This is a genomic window from Henriciella sp., assembly GCF_029937755.1.
In the GTDB taxonomy this organism is placed as follows: Bacteria; Pseudomonadota; Alphaproteobacteria; order Caulobacterales; family Hyphomonadaceae; genus Henriciella.
Genome location: NZ_JAPYPG010000003.1, coordinates 197,305 through 216,383 on the forward strand (window position 1 = coordinate 197,305; position 19,079 = coordinate 216,383).

Sequence of the window (19,079 nt, forward strand, 5' to 3'; positions counted from 1 at the left end):
ATACACTTGATACATTGTGACAGGCTGTAGATTTACATGGTGTACGCAGTATTAAAAAAGCTGCTATTTATCCGGCGGTTAACAGCATTTGAACAGAAAGTATAAAATTCCTGTTTCTCTGCACATCCCACCTGACGGACCATGCAAAAGCGATCTTCCGTCGCCGGACGAAGGGCATTGAGGGGAGCCGGTAGGCTTTGTCAGAAAAAATGGTGCGCCCACAAGGATTCGAACCTTGGACCCGCTGATTAAGAGTCAGCTGCTCTACCAACTGAGCTATGGGCGCGCCGTTTGAAGAACAGGCGACATAATCGCTCTTGAAGCAAAAGGCAAACGGCCTTTTCAGGTCGGATATTACGTCAGATTTTGTAGTCGGGCAGCGAAGCGAAGGCCGCCTTGAGCGCTTCGCCCCAATTGTCCGAAATGACGTTGAAATAAGGATCGTCTTCCTCGATGCGCCGTTCCGCCTTCACCTCGAGACTGTCGGTCTCGTAAAGCAGTAGGTCGAGCGGCAGACCGACGGAGAGATTGGCTTTTATCGTGGAGTCGAAGGAAACCATCATGAGTTTGACCGCTGCCTCGAAACTCATGTCCGCATCATAGGCACGAACGAGAATCGGGCGGCCATACTTGGTTTCGCCGATCTGGAAGAAGGGCGTCTCGTTACTCGCCTCGACGAAATTGCCTTCCGGATAGATCATGAACAGGCGTGGCGGCGCGCCCTTGATCTGTCCACCCAGGATGATCGTGGCCTTGAAAGGCGACTGGGCATCCGGCCCCTGGCTCGGCGCGCTTTCGCTGATCACGTCGCGCAGCACCTTGCCGACCGTCCGGGCCGCCTGGAACATGGACGGCACTTCGAGGATCGACGGATTTCGCTCTTCGGGTGCCTTGGTGCGCTCATCAAGCATGCTGACAACAGCCTGGGTTGTCGCCAGATTGCCGGCCGTCATCATCACGATGACCCGTTCCCCCGGCACCTGCCAGGTGAACATCTTGGGATACTTCGAAATATTGTCGACGCCGGCATTGGTCCGGGTATCCGACATGAAGACAAGACCCCGGTTGAGGCGTAACCCGACGCAATACGTCATCTATTGCTGTTGCACCTGCACTGACACATCCAACCCCTCCTGAGCTGGTCCGAACATCAGTCCGGACACGGGTGCTGCGTCGAGATAATCGAGACCAGTGGCCACCGCGACGTATTTTTCGTCCGGCGAGATGGCATTGGAGACGTCGAATCCGACCCAGCCCAAGCCTTCAACATACGCTTCCGCCCAGGCATGGGAAGCGTCCTGTTGCACACGGTCGGTCATCATCAGATAGCCGCTGACATAGCGGGCGGGAAAACCGAGCAGGCGCGCGCACGCCAGGAAGACATGGGTATGGTCCTGACAGACGCCATGGCAAGCCGCAGCGGCCTCTTCAGCGCTCGTCTGTGCATCCGTGTGACCGGACTCGTAGGCGATCTCCTGTCCGATCAGCGCCATCAGGCCATGCAGGCGGGCAACGTCATCGTTGAAATCGTCGCCAAGGCCCCGCGCGAGCTTTCGCAATGTCGGCCCCGGCGCCGTCAGGGGTGTCTTCCGGCGGTAGAGCCAGAGCGGCGTCCATCCGCCATGCCCCCCGATAATGCCGGCCTGATCCTGCGTTTCGACCTCGCCCTCCGCATGGATCACGAGCTCGCGGGCCTCGTCGGAAACGCTGATGAGCTGCGTCTGGTTGTTGAACTGGTCAACGAAAGTCGCCTCTTCCTTGCCGCCCTCCAGGCTGATCGACCAATTGGTCACAATCTGCCCCTGGCGCGACTTGGGTGTCAGGCGGACCTGTTGCAGCGCGTAACTCACCGGGTGGGCAAAGTGGTAGCGGGTCTGGTGGGCGATCTTCAGGCGCATTCGGCTGTCTGTCCCTTACGCATAGAAGCGGTAGTCCTTTTCGATCTGCAGGCCGAGCGAATTGTTGGCCTGGAGGATGGACTGGATGAATTCGTGCAAGCCGCCCTGGAAGATGGTCTCGATATCGGTCGAGGTCAGCCGGTTCAGCGTCTCGGCGCAGAGCTCCATACAGGGCCTGGCCTCCCCATACTCGGTCTCCAGATAGCCCAGGTTCCGGGCGAGGTTCAGGTAGCAGAAAGCGATGGAGCGCGGCAGGCGCCGGTCGAGGATCAGGAATTCCGCGATCGCGCGCGGGCCCGACTCCTTGTTCAGCCAGGCGAAGCTTCGCTCAGCAGCGGCGGACCGCAAGATGGCTTCCCACTGGTAATTGTCGATGGTCGTCCCGACCATGGAGACCGATGGCAGCAGGACATAGTATTTCACGTCGAGAATCCGGGCGACATTGTCGCTGCGCTCGAGAAAGGTCCCGATGCGGCAGAAATTGAAGATGTCATTGCGCAGCATCGTTCCATGCAGCGCCCCGCGAACCTGCGCGCTCTGCTGACGGATCAGTTCCAGCACGTCCGGAAGGTCGGTTTCCTTGACCGGGCGGGCCAGCGCATCCTTGAGCTTCATCCAGGTATCATTGACCGCTTCCCACACCTCCCGTGTCAGCGCCACGCGGACCATACGGGCATTGAAGCGGGCCGCTTCCACCACCGACATCACACTGGAAGGGTTGGACCGGTCGCGCAGAAGGAAATCGATCACCGAATTTCGGTCGACCGTTTCGTGACGCTCAGAGTATATCCGCTTCACATTTGCGGTCTCGAGGACCGAATCCCATTCGGCATGCTCCTCGGCGGCCCGCGTCATCGTCATGCGTGAGCCAGCCTCGATCAGGCGTGCATTATTCGCGCTGCGTTCGAGATAGCGGCACATCCAGAACAGGCCGCCAGCTGTCTTTCCGAGCATCATGATTCAAGCACCCAGGTATCTTTTGTGCCGCCGCCCTGGCTCGAATTCACAACCAGCGAGCCTTTCTTGAGCGCGACACGTGTCAGCCCGCCCGGCGTAATGTCGACGCCTTTCGGCGACACCAGAACGAAAGGACGCAGATCAACATGGCGCGGGGCAAGGCCCTTGGACGTGAAAATCGGCACCGTGGAAAGCGACAGCGTCGGCTGCGCGATATAGCCATCCGGCTTGGCCTGCAGCTTCTTCCGGAAATCGGCGATGTCCTTCTTCGTCGCTGCCGGGCCGACCAGCATGCCATACCCGCCTGAGCCGTGAACTTCCTTCACAACGAGGTCGGGCAGGTTATCGAGCACATAGGCCAGAGAATCCGGCTCAGAGCACCGCCAGGTCGGCACATTCGGCAGCTTCGCCTTCTCGCCTGTGTAGAACTCCACGATGTCCGGCATGTAGGAATAGATCGCCTTGTCATCGGCAATGCCGGTGCCGGGGGCGTTGGCGATCGTGATGCCCCCTGCCCTGTAGATGTCGAGAATACCCGGAACACCGAGGACCGACTCCGGATTGAAGTTCAGCGGATCGAGAAAGTCGTCATCCACGCGGCGGTAGAGGACGTCGACCGGTGTGTAGCCCTGCGTTGTCCGCATGGCGACACGGCCATCCACGACGCGCAGATCATGCCCCTCGACCAGCTCCGCGCCCATCTCGTCGGCGAGGAAGGAATGCTCGAAATAAGCCGAGTTGTGAATGCCCGGCGTCAGCACAGCGATGACCGGCCGCCCTGTGCAGGCCGGTGGGGCGCAGGCTTCAAGCGAACGGCGCAGCCGCTTGGGATAGGTGGAGACAGGGCGGACCTTGTTCTTGATGAAGAGATCCGGAAACATCTCGAACATCGTCTCCCGGTTCTCCAGCATGTAGGAGACCCCGGATGGCGTGCGGGCATTGTCCTCCAGCACAAAGAACTCGTTCTCGCCGGTGCGCACGATATCGGTCCCGACAATGTGGGTGTAGATGCTGCCCGGTGGCTCAACGCCAATCATCTCGGGCAGATAAGCCACATTCTCGCTGATCATCTCGCGCGGCACACGCCCGGCGCGAAGGATCTCCTGACGGTGATAGATATCGTGCAGGAAAGCATTCAGGGCCCGCACCCGCTGCTCGATGCCTTCAGAAAGCGTCTGCCACTCGCGCGCGGAAAGAATGTGCGGGACGATGTCGAACGGGATCAGCCGTTCATTCGCTTCCTCGCGGCCATAGACATTGAACGTGATGCCTGTGCGCCGGAAAGCATGCTCGGCATCTTTCGCCTTGCGTTTCAGGCGTCTTGTATCCTCGCCCTCAAACCAGTTGCAGTAATTTACATATGGATCACGCGGGGTGTCCCCGCGGCCGAACATCTCATCAAATGGGTCAGGTTTACTGGACATAAATGGCGCGCCGGCTGCTCCTCTACCTTCTTCGGTGTGATCGTGCCGCGCTGGCTCTCAGCAAGCAAAATCGTTTCTCTACAACGCGCATGGTTGACTGTAAGTGCCCAAAAAATAGGCGCAACTCAAGCAAGTGCTCCAATCGCCATGGTTAATGGCCTGTGATTCGGTCTCAACGCGTGTGCTTTCCGCGCAACACCACCATGACGCGATGGTGTGCCCGCATGCAACCGTTTAGCGTGTCCTTGCGTTGGGCCGATCATGACAGAGCTGCAACGTACACACCAAGCCGCGCCGGTTGAGGGGCCGCCAGAACAGCCGCCCCTCGAAGTCGCCTTGCTGACCTGGGAATATCCCCCCATTCCCTCGGCAAAGGGCCGCGTTGCCTGTGAGGTGGCCCATGGTCTCGCCCAGCACGGCGCGAATGTCCGCGTCTTCACGATGGACCGTGAAGACCGGGTCCGCACGGATAATGAGCGTATTGAGGTCATTGGCTGCGCGAACCGGATAACCGGGCTTCGCCGCCTGATGAGACATGTGCCAGGGCTCGACCATATCGCAGCGGCTGCAGCTTTTCGCGAGCGCGTCCATGAAGAACATGACCGCCGCCCCTTCGACCTGATCGAGGCGGCCAATCACCGGGCGCCGGCCGCCATGCTGATGGATTGCGGCCTGCCCATGGTGATCCGCAATGGCTCCCCTTACGCTCTCGACGCTGCCGAGCAGAGCGGCACGCTGAACCGCCTGTCCGCAGCGGTTGCGAGCGGACTGGAAGCCCGCTGCGTTGCGAAATCAGACGCCGTCATTTCCAATAGCCGTGCCCATGCCGGGATGATCAAGGACTGGTACGACATCAAGCCGGGGCACTTTCATCAGGTGACGCCGCTTTCCGTCTCGCCGGGCCTGGACCGTCAGGGCCGCAAGGCGCCCTATCCGCCAGCGCATGCGAAACTTCGCATGGCACGGATCGGCAATGCCAGTATCCGCTCAGGCTTCACCGAGACGCTGCTTGGCTTTGACGAAACGCTTCGCCAGCTTCGCACCGAGGGCAAAGCCCTGCCGGAGCTTCACCTGATCGGCCTTCAGACTGGTGATCTTGAACATGTTCTGGACATTCTGGATCTCGATGCCGAGACACCAGCGCAAATCTTCAACCATGGCCGCCTGCCGGATCACGCAATGGGCCATGTGCTGGCGCGTTGCCACTTCGTGATCGCTGCCTCACGTTACCAGTCGTTCGGGTCGGTCTATCATGAGGCTGCCGCCTTTGGCCGCCCGCTCATCGCCTGCGCCGAGGATCCGATCGCACGGGATTTCATCCGCCGTCACGATTGCGGTGTCATGGCCGACGCCTGCACGCCGGAAGAGATCGCCCGTACCGTCCTCGCGCTGTTCGAAGACCGGGAAATGCAGCTTGCCTGCCGTCATGCCGGTCTGGAGCATGCCGCGACCTGGTCACGCGAAGCGCTCGGCGCCCGGACGATCCAAGCCTATCGCCGCGCAATGAACCTCTCGGAAATCGAGCTTCCCGGTCTCAAGCCGGCTCGCGAAACCGGTCTCGTCAGAAATCGCTACGCGCGGGGCTAAGCGTCGTCATACGCCCGGCTGAAAATCGACGACGCACCGTCCGTCAGGATGCGCAATGATCGCTTCCTCCCCCAGCAGGGCGAGGACATGGTTCTCCCTGGCTGCCGCCTGCTGAACCGCCGCAATCCGGTTGGACGCCTTCCCAGCAATGTCCAGAAAAGACGTGTCGAATTCCTTTGCCTCAAAGAGGCGGACCTCTTCGCCGAAGATGGCTGTGGCCTCCTGCTGTGAGGACATTCCCCTCGTGGCCAGCTGTACGGTATCGGGCACCGGCACGCCGATTTCCTGAACCTCGACCTTTCCGCAGAGCTGTCGGCCCGGCATCAGCACGTGCGCTGGACGGAGGGCGGCAAAGGTGACCGTCAGGGCTGCGGTGAAGCATGGTCCGAGCGGCTTGGCAGACAGGCCATCGAGGCCCGAGGGAACGTCAACGGATACAACCGGCCCCTCCTGCCCGGCCAGCTTCGCCGGAACGCCATCGAGCGGCCGTGACAGCCCGCCACCGAACAGCGCATCGAGCGTGATCTCGGCCTTATCTTCCAACGCATCCTCCAGAACGCCGACCGGCCCGTCCCAGAGTGCTGCCGCGCGCGCACTGTCGCCTTTAAGCGAATCTGTAGCGCCCAGCAGATAGACCCTGACCTTGCGTCCGGCATTGCGCAAATGCGCCGCAGCGATAAAGCCATCCCCGCCATTGCCGCCCGGACCGCAGAGCACGCGGATGCTGCCTTTCGGAAACGTGGCCTCCAGATGCTCGCCGACGCCTGTCCCGGCGCGCTTCATCACCTCGAAACTGTCTGTGCCCGCCTCGAAAACGTACTTTTCGGCGGCATACATCTGATCGGGCGTAATGATGGCGTGGCTCATGGTCTGCAGACTAGCGAACTCACCGCCCGCTGAACACCACGACCAGAGTCAGGCCGCAACCGCGCCGACCTGTCGCGGGAGTTCGAGAACTGCCCCGCCGACCGAGACCGCGAGCTGGCGGCTGACGGCGTTGAAGTCATCATTGTTGGATGCCAGCAGTTCCGGCGCAATCGTGCTGAACCGCCAGTCATGGCCGATCTTGCGGATCATCTCACGTACCATGGGAAGGTCATGGCCACCCCCGGTTGGCAGGATGTCGACACGCACCTGCGTATGCGAGCCCTGCGAGAGGTAGCGCGCGAAATCGACCGCCAGATCGACCGACTGTTTGAACGTGTCGCGCAGGCGTTCGGCAAAGGCCTGGACATGCTCGTCTGCAAGGAACTCATCCAGCGTCATCTCGACAAACTGATCCCCCGCTTCGGCAACAACACGGCCTTCGGCGAAGAGTGTCTCCTTCAGGCTGCGCTGTCGCGCACGGATCATGGCGACGGCACCACGCGCGGCCGGATCATCGGGGAGAAGCCCCGCCTTGTTCACGAGAAGCCGGCGCAACTGCATATCGAGAAAGTCGCCCGCCTGACGCAGCACACAGGCACTGCCTTCAATCTCGGCAACAACATTATGGCCGGGCCGGCCGGTCACAAAGGCCGCGAAATCGGATGTGCCGCCCCCAATATCGGCCACGACAACAACCCGGCGCTCACCCGGTCTGAGTGAAGCAGCCGCAACAGCGGTTGCTTCCGGTACCGTTGCAGTGCCCGTTTCGGAAATCTCGAAGATCTCCTCGTCAGGAAAGTCGGACGTGTCTGGAATGGCATCGAACGCGTCGTGGATCGCGTCGTGGGCAAGACCTTCCTTGGACAGGATATCGTCGCCGAACCTGTCCACAAGGATGAAGGCATGGCGAACAAGCGTGCGCAGCGTGGTTTCGCCCCAGTCGGCCCGCTCACGGTCCCAGGCCGGGCGAGCGATCCGGAAGCGCGGCGGCCAGTCGAGCTTGATCTCGCGGGCCGCATCTTCGGCACGGCGCAGGAGAAAGGCGAGGTAAAGCGTAATCAGCTTTCGGGCCGAATAGCCCTCCGTCGGATCGATCTCGACCGGCAGCCTGTCGTCCAGTTCATCAAGCGCATGCGTGCTCAGATACTGTTTCGGCGACATGAAAGGGGCGCGCCCGCGGCGTTCACCACGACGGGCTGCGGTCTCGGCATGCGCCCCGAAACGCACTGTGTCTTCGTCCACATAGAGCAGCGATGGCAGGAGGAATGGGTTGGTCGAGACATCCCGACCAATGGCTAGTCCGTGGATGTCCTGGGCCATCAGGTCCTCGGACATTTCCGAAGCGACGATCGAGACTTTCGAATAGGCCGTGCCAAAGTCGATGCAGCCGATATGCGTATAATCGCGCTTCTGGAACAGTCTCTGAATCCAGCTCTTCGCCATGAGGCTCCTCCTCAGTCTGCCGGGCTCACAAGGCCCCGCAGGACAACGATCTTCTGGTCTCTCGCAGTATGCTTAATGACTGGTTGCTTCATGACGATTGCCGCCTCTCCCGCATCCAGCTCTTCGAAACAGTCAAAATAGACCGGATCGAAATCGATCTCCTCGCCGCGCTCGAAGTCGGTCTCAAGCCCACGCTTGCGCGCGGCGAGACGGACATTCTGGAAGATCGCGTCGGCATTGAGGGAAAGCTGCTTCAAAGGATTGGCCTGCGTCTCTCCGGCAGACCGCTCCACCGCTTGCAGGCGCACCCCAAAGGCCGCCATGTCCTGCAGCGCCATTGCGAGCGCTTCTTCGCTGTCGCTCCAGGCCGCATCGCTGAGGTCTGATTCGGCAGAAGGCGTCTTCGTTTCCTTTTGGGTCGGTTCGGATGGCTTCAGTTTGCCGGATTTCCCATTGAAGAAGGCTTCGAGCGCGCCGGGATCTCCGCCAGCCTGCTTCAGCACCCCTTCGACCAGGGCATTCATGGCGCCCAGCTTCATCGGTTCGCGCGGGACATCCATCGGGAAGTCGCGGGCCAGAAAGGCCCAGCCGGCGTCCGTAAGCTGGTGCGTGAAAGGATTTCGGGTGGTCTTGATCAACCCGAGCCCGGCAAGCTTCTTTCGATGCGCAGGGGTCATCCTGATCTGATAGCGTCCGCCCAGCTCCGCACTTTCCTTCAGCAGGCCGCCGGCTGCCATCAAGGCCACAAGAACGCCCCGCTCTACCGGTGTCAGATCTTCCAATTCCCGGACCTCGTCAGATGTCATCTGGCGCAAGGCCTACACCAGCCCGCAGGCAAGGCAAAGGCACTCTTTGGGCAGGCCATGGCCTTTAACGGCCATCCGCTGCGGTCTCATCGGCTTGCGCGATCTGCGCAAGGATGTCCCGGCTTATGGCGTCCACCGGCCTGTCGGCATCCACGGAGCGCCAGTCAGGGCCAAGATCATCGGGTTCAGCCTGTGCCGCGGCGACCTGCACATCCGCATCGGATGCATCGTTGTGGCGGCCCGACACGCGCGACAGCCGAACCTCCCGAGGCGCCTCCAGCCAGAAGGCCTGGGTGTGTACGCCGCTTATCCTCCCGATCAGGTCCCTGGCCGAGCGTTCCTTGAACGTCGCATCGGCCAGCACGCTCGCGCCAGATGAAACCGCTGCCCCGGCATGGTCCCGCAGGGCATGATAGACCTCAGCCCGCTGGTCATCCGAATAGGCGTCCGCTGCGGCTCTCGTGGCTTCAGGGCTTTTACCCGTTCCGGACTTGCGCAATACATCGCTGCGCAGCAGCCGCGCGCCCACGGCTCCGGGAAGGTACGGAGCGACCTCGGCCGCAACGGTCGACTTGCCCGTGCCAGACAGTCCGCCGATCGCGACGGAGAGTGGCTTTTCCCGTTTCATCAGATCGAAGGCCAGAGCGCGATAGGTCTGCGCCTCGTCCAGCTTGCCGGCTTCCACCGCCACGGCCATGCGCACGCTCGCGCGCAGCGCCATGAAGAAAGGCAGGAGCGCCAGCGCTTCTTCGGTCTCGCCCGAACTGTCCCAGTAGCGGTTCATGATGATGTTGGCTTCCCGGCGCAGCCCGCTATGGCGCATGTCCATCAGCAGGAAAGCGAGATCGTAAAGCACATCGATCGTAGCGAGGCGCTCATCGAATTCCAGCGCATCGAACGGTGTCACCTCCCCCTCGAACACGCAGATATTGCGAAGATGAAGGTCGCCATGCGTGCGCCGGACCTTGCCACCGGCGCGGCGTCTCTCGATCAGAGGGTCGAGATGCGCCAGCGCCGCATCCAGGGCGTCAAACGGCGCATGCTCCCCGACCTTCAGGCCCTGGCGCTCTGCGCCATCGGCTTCAGTCTTGCGGAGGCCCCGGATGACGTCACGGTAGTCTGCCGTATGACCGGCAGTCAGTACCGGCGCCAGACCGGCATGCATCTCGGCAATCCGGTCGGCCGTGCGCACGGCAAGACCGGTATCGAACGATCCGGCGTCTGCCAGCTGGTCGAGCTGCTGGCTGGTATCGAAACGCTTCATCGTGACGACCCAGTCGAGCGCCTCGCCCTCCCCGTCGAGATGCAGCCGGCCGTCGGCATCGCGCGCCAGGGCGAAGGTCCCGAGATAGAGCGGGCTTCCCATGCGCCGGTTGATCTCGACTTCAGCGCGGCAGGCCGCGTGGCGGCGCTCGATGGTGGAGAAATCCACGAACGGCATGCGAACGGGCTTCTTGAGCTTGAACGCCCGATCGCCGGCCAGAAGGATTTCGCTGAGGTGGGTTTCGAAACGGGTGACAGGGCCAGCCACATCCTCAATGCCGCCGGCCTCAATCAGATCGGCCAGCATATCAGCGCTTGTTCGGCTTGCGGCTCTGCTCTGCACCATTCCGCACTCTCGACTTCCCGACTGGACCATACATTTCAGCAGGGGGTCGTCCAAGGGGACGTCCGGGCCGACCCCGGACTGCCGGGAGAGCACTCCAAGTGAGGATGCTCAGGCCTCCCCGACCGGCCCCTCGCCGTAATAGTTGCAAAGTGTGTCAATGATCGCGTTCCCGACACCGTCAACTATCCGGTAATAGATCGTCTGCGCATCACGGCGTGTCTCGACCAGGCCCTCGGCGCGCAGTTTCGCGAGATGCTGCGAGACCGCAGAGAGCGACTGTCCGGCTGTTGCAGCAAGCTGGTGGACCGGCATCTCGCCATTGGTCAGCGTACACATGATCTTCAGACGCGTTTCATTGGCCATGGCGCGCAGCGTGCCGCAGGCTTCTTCCAACTGGGTGGATAGCACCTCAAAAGCATCGGCATTTGTCGGGCGGGTTGCGGGTGTGCTCATGCGGGCGAAACTTTCGTGTTTTGCATCGAGCCCTCATCCGGCTCTGTCTTGGGCTCCGGGGTCCAGTCGGGCCCCCTCAAGGCGATATAGATCGCTGGTATTACAAGCACAGTCAGCGCGGTGGAAGAAGCAAGGCCGAACAGCAGTGAAATCGCCAGGCCCTGGAAAATTGGATCGGTCAGGATCACTGCCGCCCCGATCATCGCAGCGAGCGCCGTCAGGAGGATCGGTTTGAAGCGAATCGCGCCGGCATCAAGCAAGACCTCCTTGATCGGCCGCTCCCCGGTCTGGCCGTGCTTGACGAAATCCACCAGCAGGATCGAATTGCGGACGATAATCCCCGCCAGCGCGATAAAGCCGATCATGGATGTCGCCGTGAAGGCCGCGCCGAAGATCCAGTGCCCGATCATGATGCCGATCAGCGTGAGCGGCACAGGCGTTAGGATGAGCAGCGGCGTGCGGAAGGTCCCGAACTGGGCGACCACCAGGATGTAGATGGCAATCAGGGCGACGCCAAAAGCCATCCCCATGTCCCGGAAGGTGACATAGGTGATCTCCCATTCGCCGTCCCAGAGAATAGTTGTCGAGGTCTCGTCCTCGGGCTGCCCGTAAAGGCGGATGGCGGGTTCTTCGAGGCCTGCTCCGGCCCAGTCAAAGGCGGCCACACGGTCCTGGATTTCCAGCATGCCGTAGATCGGCGCCTCGTACCGGCCCGCCAGTTCTCCCATGACCATGTCAGCGAAATAGCCATCACGGCGGAAGATGGTCTGCGAGCCGGGCTCCATGACGGGGGCGACCAGCGTGCCAAGCTCGACGGGTTGGCTGGCGCCGGATGCGAGCCTGCGCGGAACCGGAAGGCTCGCCACCTGCTGCGACCAGACCTTGGCGGCCTTTGGCAGGCGGATCGTCACGGGAAGCGGATCCCGCCCCTCGCCGCGGGGGACGACACCCACGGTCTGCCCGGAATAGACGAGCGCGATGGTGTCGAGCACATCCTGCTCGGCCACGCCACGATCCGTGGCCAGCGTCTCGTCGACCGACAGCACCATGCGCGGCGGTGGACGGCCATAGGAGTTGTCGACATCGACGATAAATGGCGTCTCGACAAAGAGCTGCTCGAGGATCGCCGCCGTCTCACGGCGTGTTTCAGTATCGGGGCCATAGATTTCAGCCAGCAGCGTCGACAGGACGGGCGGCCCCGGCGGAACCTCGACCACTTTCACACGCGTCCCTTCTGGTAGGGGAACCACCGACAGGCGGTCACGAAGGTCCAGCGCAATGTCATGGCTGGACCGCTTGCGCTCTCCCTTTTCCAGCAGGTTTACCTGCAGGTCACCCAGTTCGGGCGACTTGCGCAGAAAGTAGTGGCGCACGAGCCCATTGAAATTGAAAGGTGCGGCCGTGCCGGCATAGGCCTGGACGGACTCCACTTCCTCGACATCCTGCATTTCAGCGGCCAGCGCAAAGAGCGTGCGTTCGGTATCTTCCAGCGCCGCGCCTTCCGGCATGTCGAGCACGACCTGGATTTCCGACTTGTTGTCGAAGGGCAGCAGCTTCACCGTCACCGCCTTTGTCGCGAACAGGGTGAGCGAGGCAAGCGTAGCGACGCCGACCAGCGCGAGGAATATCCAGGCATTGCGCCGCGAGGCGACGATCGGGCCGGCCACCGAGCGGTAGAAACGGCCAAGGCGCGTGGCCTCAGGCCCAGACAGCGCGTTCTCCTCGCCGCTCGCACCGTGACCGTGCAGCGGCGCATTGCCGGCGATCTTCATGAGCAGCCAGGGCGCAATGCCCACAGCGACGAAGAAGGAAAACAGCATGGCTGCCGACGCATTCGCCGGGATCGGCGCCATGTATGGCCCCATCAGGCCGGAGACGAACATCATCGGCAGGAGGGCCGCGATAACCGTGAGCGTCGCAACGATGGTCGGGTTACCGACCTCGGAGACGGCGTCGATGGCGCCCTGCACCCGCGAGCGCCCGTCCTTCATCGCCCAGTGGCGCGCAATATTCTCGATCATCACGATGGCATCGTCGACGAGGATACCGATGGAGAAGATCAGCGCGAACAGGCTGACGCGGTTGATCGTGTAGCCCATCATCAGCGACGCAAAGAGCGTCAGGAGGATGGTCGTCGGAATAACGATCAGCGTCACCAGCGCCTCGCGCCAGCCAATGGCGAAAGCGATCAGGATCACGATGGAGACGGTTGCCAGCCCCAGGTGAAAGAGCAGCTCATTGGCCTTGTGATTGGCCGTCTCGCCATAATTTCGCGTGACCTCGATGTTCACGCCTTCGGGGATCATCTCTTCCTCGAGATGCTCAAGGCGCTCAAGGATCTGCTCGGCAACGACAACCGCATTCGCGCCGGGCCGCTTGGCAAGAGACAGGGTGACGGCTGGCAGGGTCCTGAAGCCTGCGCCGGCTTCGGAGCGTTCCAGCGTCCAGGCCCGCGCTTCCATCTCGACACCCGAGACGCGAATGGATGCGACATCACTGAGATAGACGTTCCGGCCATCGGCCGCGCGGAGCTGCAAACGCTCCAGTTCGCCAATCGCGACAAGCCGGTCGCCCGCCTGGACGAGAATGGATTGTCCTTCCTGGCGCGCCATACCGACAGGCCCGGCCCGCACGGCTTGCGAGGCAGCTTCCACGACGGACTGCACGGGAATGCCATAGGTCGCGAGGGCTTCGATATCGGGCTCGATGCGAAGTTCCAGCGAGCGGCCGCCAACAATGTTGGTCAGGCCGACATCCTCAATCTTGAGAAGCTCCTTCATCAGCTCATCGCCGAGCATGCGCAGGCTGGTATCGGTCCAGACCTGCCCGGTCCACGGCTCTGGCGAGAGGGTGAGCGTCACGATGGCGACGTCATCAATGCCGCGCCCGACGACCTGCGGCATCGGGACTTCCGGCGGAATGCGGTCGATATTGGCACGGATCTTTTCGTGGATGCGCAGGATGGCATCATCGGAATCGGTGCCGACCATGAAGCGCGCGGTCACTACGGCGCCGTCATCACGGCTCTGGCTGTAAACATGTTCGACATCGGGGATCGCCTTGACGATCTCCTCCAGCGGTTCGCTGACCTGCTCGACGACATCTGCGGCACGAAGGCCCGGCGACTGGACGAGAATATCGACCATCGGCACGGAAATCTGGGGCTCTTCCTCGCGCGGGATCGTCAGGAGCGCGACAAGACCGACGGCCAGTGCGGCCAGCAGCAGGAGCGGGGTCAGAGGCGAGCGGATGGTCGCGCGCGTAATCGACCCGGAGATATCGGCTTTCATGAACTTTCGGTCTCCGCTGCCGCGATGACGTCACCCGGCCGGAGACCGGACAGGATCTCATATGTGGTGGTGGAGGCCAGCGGCTCCGCCAGCACAACCGGTGCTTCGACAAACCGCTCGCCAACCCTGACACTGACAAAATCGACGCCGTAGCGCGTAGTAACGAACTCTCGCGGAATGACGATAGCCCGGCGGTCTCCGACCGGCACGAGTACATCCGCGCGTTCGCCGACAAGCGCATTCAGGCCGCCATCGACAACAGCGTCAGCAATCACGGCGCCGTCGCGCAGCGCCGGATATATCTTCTCGATCCGAGCCGTACGGGTCTCATTGTCACGGGCCGGCAGGCGCAGGGAGACCTGCTTGCCCTCTTCAAGGAAACTCAGATGGCGTTCAGGCAGGGAAATCCGGACAAGGCCGCCCAGCGTGGCCAGACGGGCGATGACCTGTCCCGGAGAGACAACGCTGCCTTCGACAATCAGAACATCGGTCACGCGGGCATCCGCCGGTGAGCGGATTTCGCCTTCCGACCGGCGGGCCGAAACGCTCTGGCGCTCTTGCCGGGCTGCCGTGCGGTTGGTTTTCAGAACATTGAGTGCCGTCTGTTCCCGCTCGAACTGGGCCCGCGGGTAAAACCCATCGTCCAGCAACGTCTCGGCCCGTGCGAGATCTTCTTCCTGTTGCTCGATCTGGGAGGTCAGCCCCTCAATGCGTGAGGTCAGGGCCGATATCTGGGGCGCAATCTTCTCGTCGATGACGACAGCAATGACCTCGCCAGCTTTCACCGTCTGGCCTTCGTCAACCGTCAGACGGGTGACGACACCTTGCAGGCGGGAGGTTGCCTCCGCGGAGTCCGTCGCCTCGATACGGGCCACGACCGGCCGGTAGTCAGTGATGACCGCCTCCTGGACCGTCATCGTCTGGGCGGTCGCAAGCGGGCTGATCAGCACTGCCGCAACCAGGCCTGAGAGAATGCGTGCGATCATGTCAGTATTTCCCGCTGTCGATGACGTTGCCCGTGGACGGATCAATTCGGATGCAGGGAAGACCGGCTTGCTTCCACGCGCCAAGACCACCGGCGAGATGGGCTCCATCGCCACCGGTGCTTTTCATATAGGTGTCCAGCGCCTTGCGCGAGCGCTTGCCGGAACCGCACTGGAAGATTACCCGGCGATGACCATCCGTGGGGATCGCTTTCGGCTCGAATGTTGACAGCGGATGAAGCAGCGCACCGTGTATGCGTTCATAGGCGAACTCCGCCGGCTCGCGGACATCGACCAGCAAGGCGTCACCCCGCTTCAGGTCAGCCAATACGTCTTCCGGCGACAGATCACGTTCGTCGGTCATTTTCATCTCCTCTGCCCAGGCCTGAATACCCAAGCCGGGCTTATCAGGTTTTGATTTAGCTCATCGTTCGAAAACGCGATATAAGGGATATTGCTTAGTTGCTAAAGTTCTAAAATACATTAATTATGAGCGGTGGAGGAAAAGACCATGGCAAAAATCGTTATTCTGGGCGCTGGACTGGGCGGCCTTGTCGCGGCTTTCGAGATCAGGAAAACGCTGGATCGAAAGCACGATGTCGCCGTCATCAGCGAAAGTGACTACTATCAGTTCGTTCCATCGAACCCTTGGGTTCTGGTTGGCTGGCGCGACCGGGAAGAGATTACCATCGATCTCGCCAAGCCGCTGCGCAAGCGCGGTATCGAGCTGATCGTCGGCAAGGCGGAGAAAGTCGATCCACCCGCCAAATGCGTCCACATGCCCGACGGATCAAAGGTCGATTACGACTACCTCGTCATCGCGACCGGACCCGAACTGGCCTACGATGAGATCGAGGGCGTCGGACCATCCGCCCATACACAATCCGTCTGCCATATCGATCATGCCGAGGATGCCGCCAAGGCATTCGAGGTCTTCTGCGAGAAGCCGGGACCGATGGTCATCGGCGCAACACAGGGCGCCTCCTGCTTCGGCCCGGCCTATGAGACCGCAATGATCATCGAGACCGAACTGCGCAAGCGCAAGATCCGCGACCGCGTGCCGATCACCTTCGTGACGCCCGAACCCTATATCGGCCATCTCGGCCTTGATGGCGTCGGCGATACCAAGGGCCTGCTCGAAAGCGAGATGCGCGACCGCCACATCAAATGGGTCACCAATGCCCGTATCGTGCGCGCAGAAGCGGGCAAGGTCATTGCCGAAGAGGTGAACGATGATGGCTCGGTGAAAGAGACCCACGAGATTGCATCGGACTATTCAATGTTCCTGCCGCCCTTCCGGGGCGTGGCTGCGGTCCGCGATGTCGAGGGTCTTTCAAATCCGCGCGGCTTTATCCTGACCGATGAGCATCAGCAGAACCCGACCTACCCCGAGATTTTCGGCATTGGCGTCTGTATCGCCATCCCCCCTGTCGGAAAGACGCCGGTCCCGGTCGGTGTGCCAAAGACCGGTTTCATGATCGAATCCATGGTCGAGGCGACGGCGCGCAACATCGCGCAGATGATCAAGGGCGAGAAACCCGATCACCGGGCAAGCTGGAATGCGGTCTGTCTCGCCGACTTCGGCGATGGCGGCGTAGCCTTCATTGCGCAGCCGCAGATCCCGCCCCGCAATGTGAACTGGTCGGCCTCCGGCGGCTGGGTCCACCTCGCAAAAGTCGGCTTCGAAAAATACTTCCTGCACAAGCTGCGCACCGGACAGTCCGAAACCTTCTATGAGAACGCCGCCCTCAGCCTGCTCAAGACGCACAAGCTGAAAGGAGTGGAAAGAGGATGACCTCCGGCGGCCAGAAACAACACGTCGTCTGCCTCAGCTGTGGCGCAGTCAATCGCGTCCCGGCCGAAGGCAGGCTGACCAAGGGCAAATGCGGCGCCTGCGCCGCATCGCTTGCCACCGATACGCCCGTCGACATCGATGCGAAAACGCTCGACCGGCTGATGGCTCGCGACGAAGGCGCCTTTCTCCTGGACGTCTGGGCCCCCTGGTGCGGGCCGTGCCGCATGATGGCCCCCGCCTACGCTGAGGCCGCAAAGCATTTCGAGGGCGATCTGCGCTTTCTCAAGGTTGATTCCGATGCCCACCCGAAAGCAGCCGCCCGCCTGCAGGTTCGCGGCATCCCGGCCCTCTTCCTGATCGATAATGGCCGGATCGCCGACCAGCATGCCGGGGCCATGACCACCCCGGCCCTCATCAATTGGCTCCAGAATTCGGCAGCTCTCACGCCGACACCTTCATCCTGACCGTAGAAAGGACCATTCGAAAATGAACCTTGATCGTGCTGTACTCGCCTTTGCCGGGCTGATCGTATTGATAAGCCTGGCCCTCGGATACTGGGTTTCGCCCTGGTGGTTCCTGCTCACAGCCTTTGCCGGACTGAACATGCTGCAGGCGTCGATAACCGGCTTCTGCCCGGCAGCGATCCTTTTCAAGCTTGCCGGCGTGCGCCCCGGGAACGCATTCAAATGATGCGGGTGCTGACGCTTTCCCTCGCTGCCCTGCTCTTGTCTGCTCCATATTCGGTGGCAGAACCGGTCAGCCTCGCCGACGCGGTCCGGCAGGCGATCGCGACGTCGCCCGATATCGAGAGCGCCGAAGCTTCGCTGGACAGTGCTGCGGCAGACCTCGATCAGGCCCGTGGCCAGCGCGGGATCAGCGTTGGCGCGCAGGCCCAGCTTGGCGTCTCGGAAACGGACTTCACGACGGGCAGCATCAGCCAGGTTCCCCGCCAGGTCGGCCTGCAGGCTGAACTCCCGCTTTACACGTCCGGCAGCCTCGCTTCCGCTGAAAGCGCCGCGCGGCATGGGATCCGCTCTGCAGAAGAGACCATCGCAGGAACGAAGGAATCCGTCGCACTGAATACCGTAGAGGCCTATACGCGCCTGTGGCTGGCCTTGCAGGCACTGGACGTCACCGAAAATGAGGTGGAGACGCTGCAGCTTCGCAATGACGAGACGGCCAGCCGGCTCGATCAGGGGCTTGCAACGCGAACCGATACAGCCCTGGCCGCCTCGCGCCTGGCATCGGCCCGCGCCCGCCTCGCCAGCCGGGAGGCAGACCTTGCCGCCGCGCGGTCACGCTTTGAGCGTCTGACCGGGCTGGATGAGGCAACGCCCCTCAACCCCGAAACCGTCGATCTCACCCTTCCCCCGACACAGGCCGAAGCCCTGGCGATGGCGCGTCAGAACAATCCGGGACTCGCGGCCGCTCGCGCGCAACTGGAGGCAGCAAGATCACGGGAGAACCAGGTCCGCGGCGAGTTCGGGCCGAAGGTATCGCTCAAGGCGCGGGCTTCGACAGGAGAAGACGTCTACTTCTTCTTCGAGGACCAGATCACCGATGCCGGCGCATTTGTAAGTGTCGAAGTTCCGCTGTTCACCAATGGCGTGAAGCCTGCCGCCATCAACAAGGCCGGCGCTGGACGCCGGGCCGCGGCCGCAGCGCTTCGGTCCCGGCAGCTTGAGCTGGACGATACGGTGCGTGCGCTCTGGTACAGGGTGATCGCGCAGCGACAAGCGCTTGAGGCCGCCTCCAGCGCCGAAACAGCCGCCGAGATCGCAACCGACGGCGCCCGCCGTGAACAGGACCTCGGCCTTCGCACGCTGGTCGATATGCTCGATGCCGAAGACGACTATCGCCGGGCTGCCATTGCGCGCCGGTCCGCCGAAGCCGACCTGCTCGTGGCAAAGGCACGGCTTCTGGCCATGTTGTCAGGCCTGGAAAGTCAGCTGGTCGAAGGCTTCTGA

17 protein-coding genes and 1 tRNA gene are annotated in these 19,079 nt (G+C 61.9%); 5 read left to right on the forward strand and 13 right to left on the reverse strand.

Annotated elements, in window-relative coordinates; genetic code table 11:
- Window positions 1–210 precede the first annotated feature (210 nt).
- The 5 genes from Q1K29_RS08570 to Q1K29_RS08590 form a co-directional block, all read right to left on the reverse strand.
- Window positions 211–286: transfer RNA gene (locus Q1K29_RS08570), tRNA-Lys, on the reverse strand.
- A 73-nt stretch (window positions 287–359) separates the two neighbouring features.
- On the reverse strand, window positions 360–1,094 hold the full coding sequence (locus tag Q1K29_RS08575; RefSeq protein ID WP_300393348.1) for a proteasome-type protease: 735 nt from the start codon (window positions 1,092–1,094) through the stop codon (window positions 360–362).
- Complete coding sequence (locus Q1K29_RS08580) at window positions 1,095–1,898, reverse strand: transglutaminase family protein (protein ID WP_300393351.1); 804 nt, start codon at window positions 1,896–1,898, stop codon at window positions 1,095–1,097. It lies immediately after the preceding gene.
- Window positions 1,899–1,913: 15 nt separating this feature from the next.
- A complete protein-coding gene (locus tag Q1K29_RS08585; RefSeq protein ID WP_350213456.1) occupies window positions 1,914–2,852 on the reverse strand; it encodes an alpha-E domain-containing protein in 939 nt (312 codons plus the stop codon).
- Window positions 2,852–4,279 (reverse strand): circularly permuted type 2 ATP-grasp protein, encoded by a 1,428-nt coding sequence (locus Q1K29_RS08590; RefSeq protein WP_300393357.1) that lies wholly within the window; start codon window positions 4,277–4,279, stop codon window positions 2,852–2,854. The genes Q1K29_RS08585 and Q1K29_RS08590 overlap by 1 nt, the downstream gene beginning before the upstream one ends.
- Before the next feature lie 261 nt (window positions 4,280–4,540).
- Here Q1K29_RS08590 and Q1K29_RS08595 point away from each other — a divergent pair, with 261 nt between their 5' ends.
- Complete coding sequence (locus tag Q1K29_RS08595) at window positions 4,541–5,866, forward strand: glycosyltransferase family 4 protein (RefSeq protein WP_300393360.1); 1,326 nt, start codon at window positions 4,541–4,543, stop codon at window positions 5,864–5,866.
- 6 nt (window positions 5,867–5,872) lie between these two features.
- Here the strand turns inward: Q1K29_RS08595 and Q1K29_RS08600 are convergent, their stop codons facing one another.
- The 8 genes from Q1K29_RS08600 to Q1K29_RS08635 form a co-directional block, all read right to left on the reverse strand.
- On the reverse strand, window positions 5,873–6,733 hold the full coding sequence (locus Q1K29_RS08600) for an NAD(P)H-hydrate epimerase (RefSeq protein WP_300393363.1): 861 nt from the start codon (window positions 6,731–6,733) through the stop codon (window positions 5,873–5,875).
- 48 nt (window positions 6,734–6,781) lie between these two features.
- Window positions 6,782–8,176 (reverse strand): hypothetical protein, encoded by a 1,395-nt coding sequence (locus tag Q1K29_RS08605; protein WP_300393367.1) that lies wholly within the window; start codon window positions 8,174–8,176, stop codon window positions 6,782–6,784.
- Window positions 8,177–8,187: 11 nt separating this feature from the next.
- Window positions 8,188–8,991: a hypothetical protein gene (locus tag Q1K29_RS08610; protein WP_300393370.1), complete on the reverse strand. Its 804-nt coding sequence runs from the start codon at window positions 8,989–8,991 to the stop codon at window positions 8,188–8,190.
- Between the two features lie 55 nt (window positions 8,992–9,046).
- Window positions 9,047–10,591: an AAA family ATPase gene (locus Q1K29_RS08615; RefSeq protein ID WP_300393374.1), complete on the reverse strand. Its 1,545-nt coding sequence runs from the start codon at window positions 10,589–10,591 to the stop codon at window positions 9,047–9,049.
- A gap of 108 nt (window positions 10,592–10,699) precedes the next feature.
- Window positions 10,700–11,044: a metalloregulator ArsR/SmtB family transcription factor gene (locus tag Q1K29_RS08620; protein WP_300393377.1), complete on the reverse strand. Its 345-nt coding sequence runs from the start codon at window positions 11,042–11,044 to the stop codon at window positions 10,700–10,702.
- The gene (locus Q1K29_RS08625) at window positions 11,041–14,334 is read right to left on the reverse strand and encodes an efflux RND transporter permease subunit (protein ID WP_300393381.1); all 3,294 of its coding nucleotides are present in this window, start codon (window positions 14,332–14,334) and stop codon (window positions 11,041–11,043) included. Before Q1K29_RS08625 ends, Q1K29_RS08620 begins: the two co-directional genes overlap by 4 nt.
- On the reverse strand, window positions 14,331–15,320 hold the full coding sequence (locus tag Q1K29_RS08630) for an efflux RND transporter periplasmic adaptor subunit (RefSeq protein WP_300393383.1): 990 nt from the start codon (window positions 15,318–15,320) through the stop codon (window positions 14,331–14,333). Before Q1K29_RS08630 ends, Q1K29_RS08625 begins: the two co-directional genes overlap by 4 nt.
- Window position 15,321: 1 nt before the next feature.
- On the reverse strand, window positions 15,322–15,681 hold the full coding sequence (locus Q1K29_RS08635) for a rhodanese-like domain-containing protein (RefSeq protein ID WP_300393385.1): 360 nt from the start codon (window positions 15,679–15,681) through the stop codon (window positions 15,322–15,324).
- 147 nt (window positions 15,682–15,828) lie between these two features.
- On the opposite strand from Q1K29_RS08635, the gene Q1K29_RS08640 reads away from it, so the two are divergent.
- From Q1K29_RS08640 to Q1K29_RS08655, 4 genes are read left to right on the forward strand one after another with little or no spacing between them, the layout of a single operon-like run.
- The gene (locus tag Q1K29_RS08640) at window positions 15,829–17,112 is read left to right on the forward strand and encodes an FAD/NAD(P)-binding oxidoreductase (protein WP_300393388.1); all 1,284 of its coding nucleotides are present in this window, start codon (window positions 15,829–15,831) and stop codon (window positions 17,110–17,112) included.
- Window positions 17,109–17,576, forward strand: a complete 468-nt coding sequence (locus Q1K29_RS08645; RefSeq protein WP_300393390.1) for a thioredoxin domain-containing protein — start codon at window positions 17,109–17,111, stop codon at window positions 17,574–17,576. The genes Q1K29_RS08640 and Q1K29_RS08645 overlap by 4 nt, the downstream gene beginning before the upstream one ends.
- Before the next feature lie 22 nt (window positions 17,577–17,598).
- A complete protein-coding gene (locus tag Q1K29_RS08650; RefSeq protein WP_300393393.1) occupies window positions 17,599–17,802 on the forward strand; it encodes a DUF2892 domain-containing protein in 204 nt (67 codons plus the stop codon).
- Window positions 17,799–19,079 carry a TolC family protein gene (locus Q1K29_RS08655; protein ID WP_300393396.1) on the forward strand — a complete coding sequence of 427 codons (1,281 nt, stop codon included), beginning with the start codon at window positions 17,799–17,801 and terminating at the stop codon, window positions 19,077–19,079. Before Q1K29_RS08650 ends, Q1K29_RS08655 begins: the two co-directional genes overlap by 4 nt.

What these genes read in the sequence shown, in the direction of transcription:
- Q1K29_RS08655 (WP_300393396.1), top strand. Translation starts at nt 17,799, where the DNA reads ATGATGCGGGTGCTGACGCTTTCCCTCGCTGCCCTGCTCTTGTCTGCT.
- Q1K29_RS08620 (WP_300393377.1), bottom strand. Translation starts at nt 11,044, where the DNA reads ATGAGCACACCCGCAACCCGCCCGACAAATGCCGATGCTTTTGAGGTG.
- Q1K29_RS08615 (WP_300393374.1), bottom strand. Translation starts at nt 10,591, where the DNA reads ATGGTGCAGAGCAGAGCCGCAAGCCGAACAAGCGCTGATATGCTGGCC.
- Q1K29_RS08595 (WP_300393360.1), top strand. Translation starts at nt 4,541, where the DNA reads ATGACAGAGCTGCAACGTACACACCAAGCCGCGCCGGTTGAGGGGCCG.
- Q1K29_RS08635 (WP_300393385.1), bottom strand. Translation starts at nt 15,681, where the DNA reads ATGACCGACGAACGTGATCTGTCGCCGGAAGACGTATTGGCTGACCTG.
- Q1K29_RS08590 (WP_300393357.1), bottom strand. Translation starts at nt 4,279, where the DNA reads ATGTCCAGTAAACCTGACCCATTTGATGAGATGTTCGGCCGCGGGGAC.
- Q1K29_RS08645 (WP_300393390.1), top strand. Translation starts at nt 17,109, where the DNA reads ATGACCTCCGGCGGCCAGAAACAACACGTCGTCTGCCTCAGCTGTGGC.
- Q1K29_RS08640 (WP_300393388.1), top strand. Translation starts at nt 15,829, where the DNA reads ATGGCAAAAATCGTTATTCTGGGCGCTGGACTGGGCGGCCTTGTCGCG.
- Q1K29_RS08600 (WP_300393363.1), bottom strand. Translation starts at nt 6,733, where the DNA reads ATGAGCCACGCCATCATTACGCCCGATCAGATGTATGCCGCCGAAAAG.
- Q1K29_RS08580 (WP_300393351.1), bottom strand. Translation starts at nt 1,898, where the DNA reads ATGCGCCTGAAGATCGCCCACCAGACCCGCTACCACTTTGCCCACCCG.
- Q1K29_RS08575 (WP_300393348.1), bottom strand. Translation starts at nt 1,094, where the DNA reads ATGACGTATTGCGTCGGGTTACGCCTCAACCGGGGTCTTGTCTTCATG.
- Q1K29_RS08585 (WP_350213456.1), bottom strand. Translation starts at nt 2,852, where the DNA reads ATGCTCGGAAAGACAGCTGGCGGCCTGTTCTGGATGTGCCGCTATCTC.
- Q1K29_RS08630 (WP_300393383.1), bottom strand. Translation starts at nt 15,320, where the DNA reads ATGATCGCACGCATTCTCTCAGGCCTGGTTGCGGCAGTGCTGATCAGC.
- Q1K29_RS08650 (WP_300393393.1), top strand. Translation starts at nt 17,599, where the DNA reads ATGAACCTTGATCGTGCTGTACTCGCCTTTGCCGGGCTGATCGTATTG.
- Q1K29_RS08625 (WP_300393381.1), bottom strand. Translation starts at nt 14,334, where the DNA reads ATGAAAGCCGATATCTCCGGGTCGATTACGCGCGCGACCATCCGCTCG.
- Q1K29_RS08605 (WP_300393367.1), bottom strand. Translation starts at nt 8,176, where the DNA reads ATGGCGAAGAGCTGGATTCAGAGACTGTTCCAGAAGCGCGATTATACG.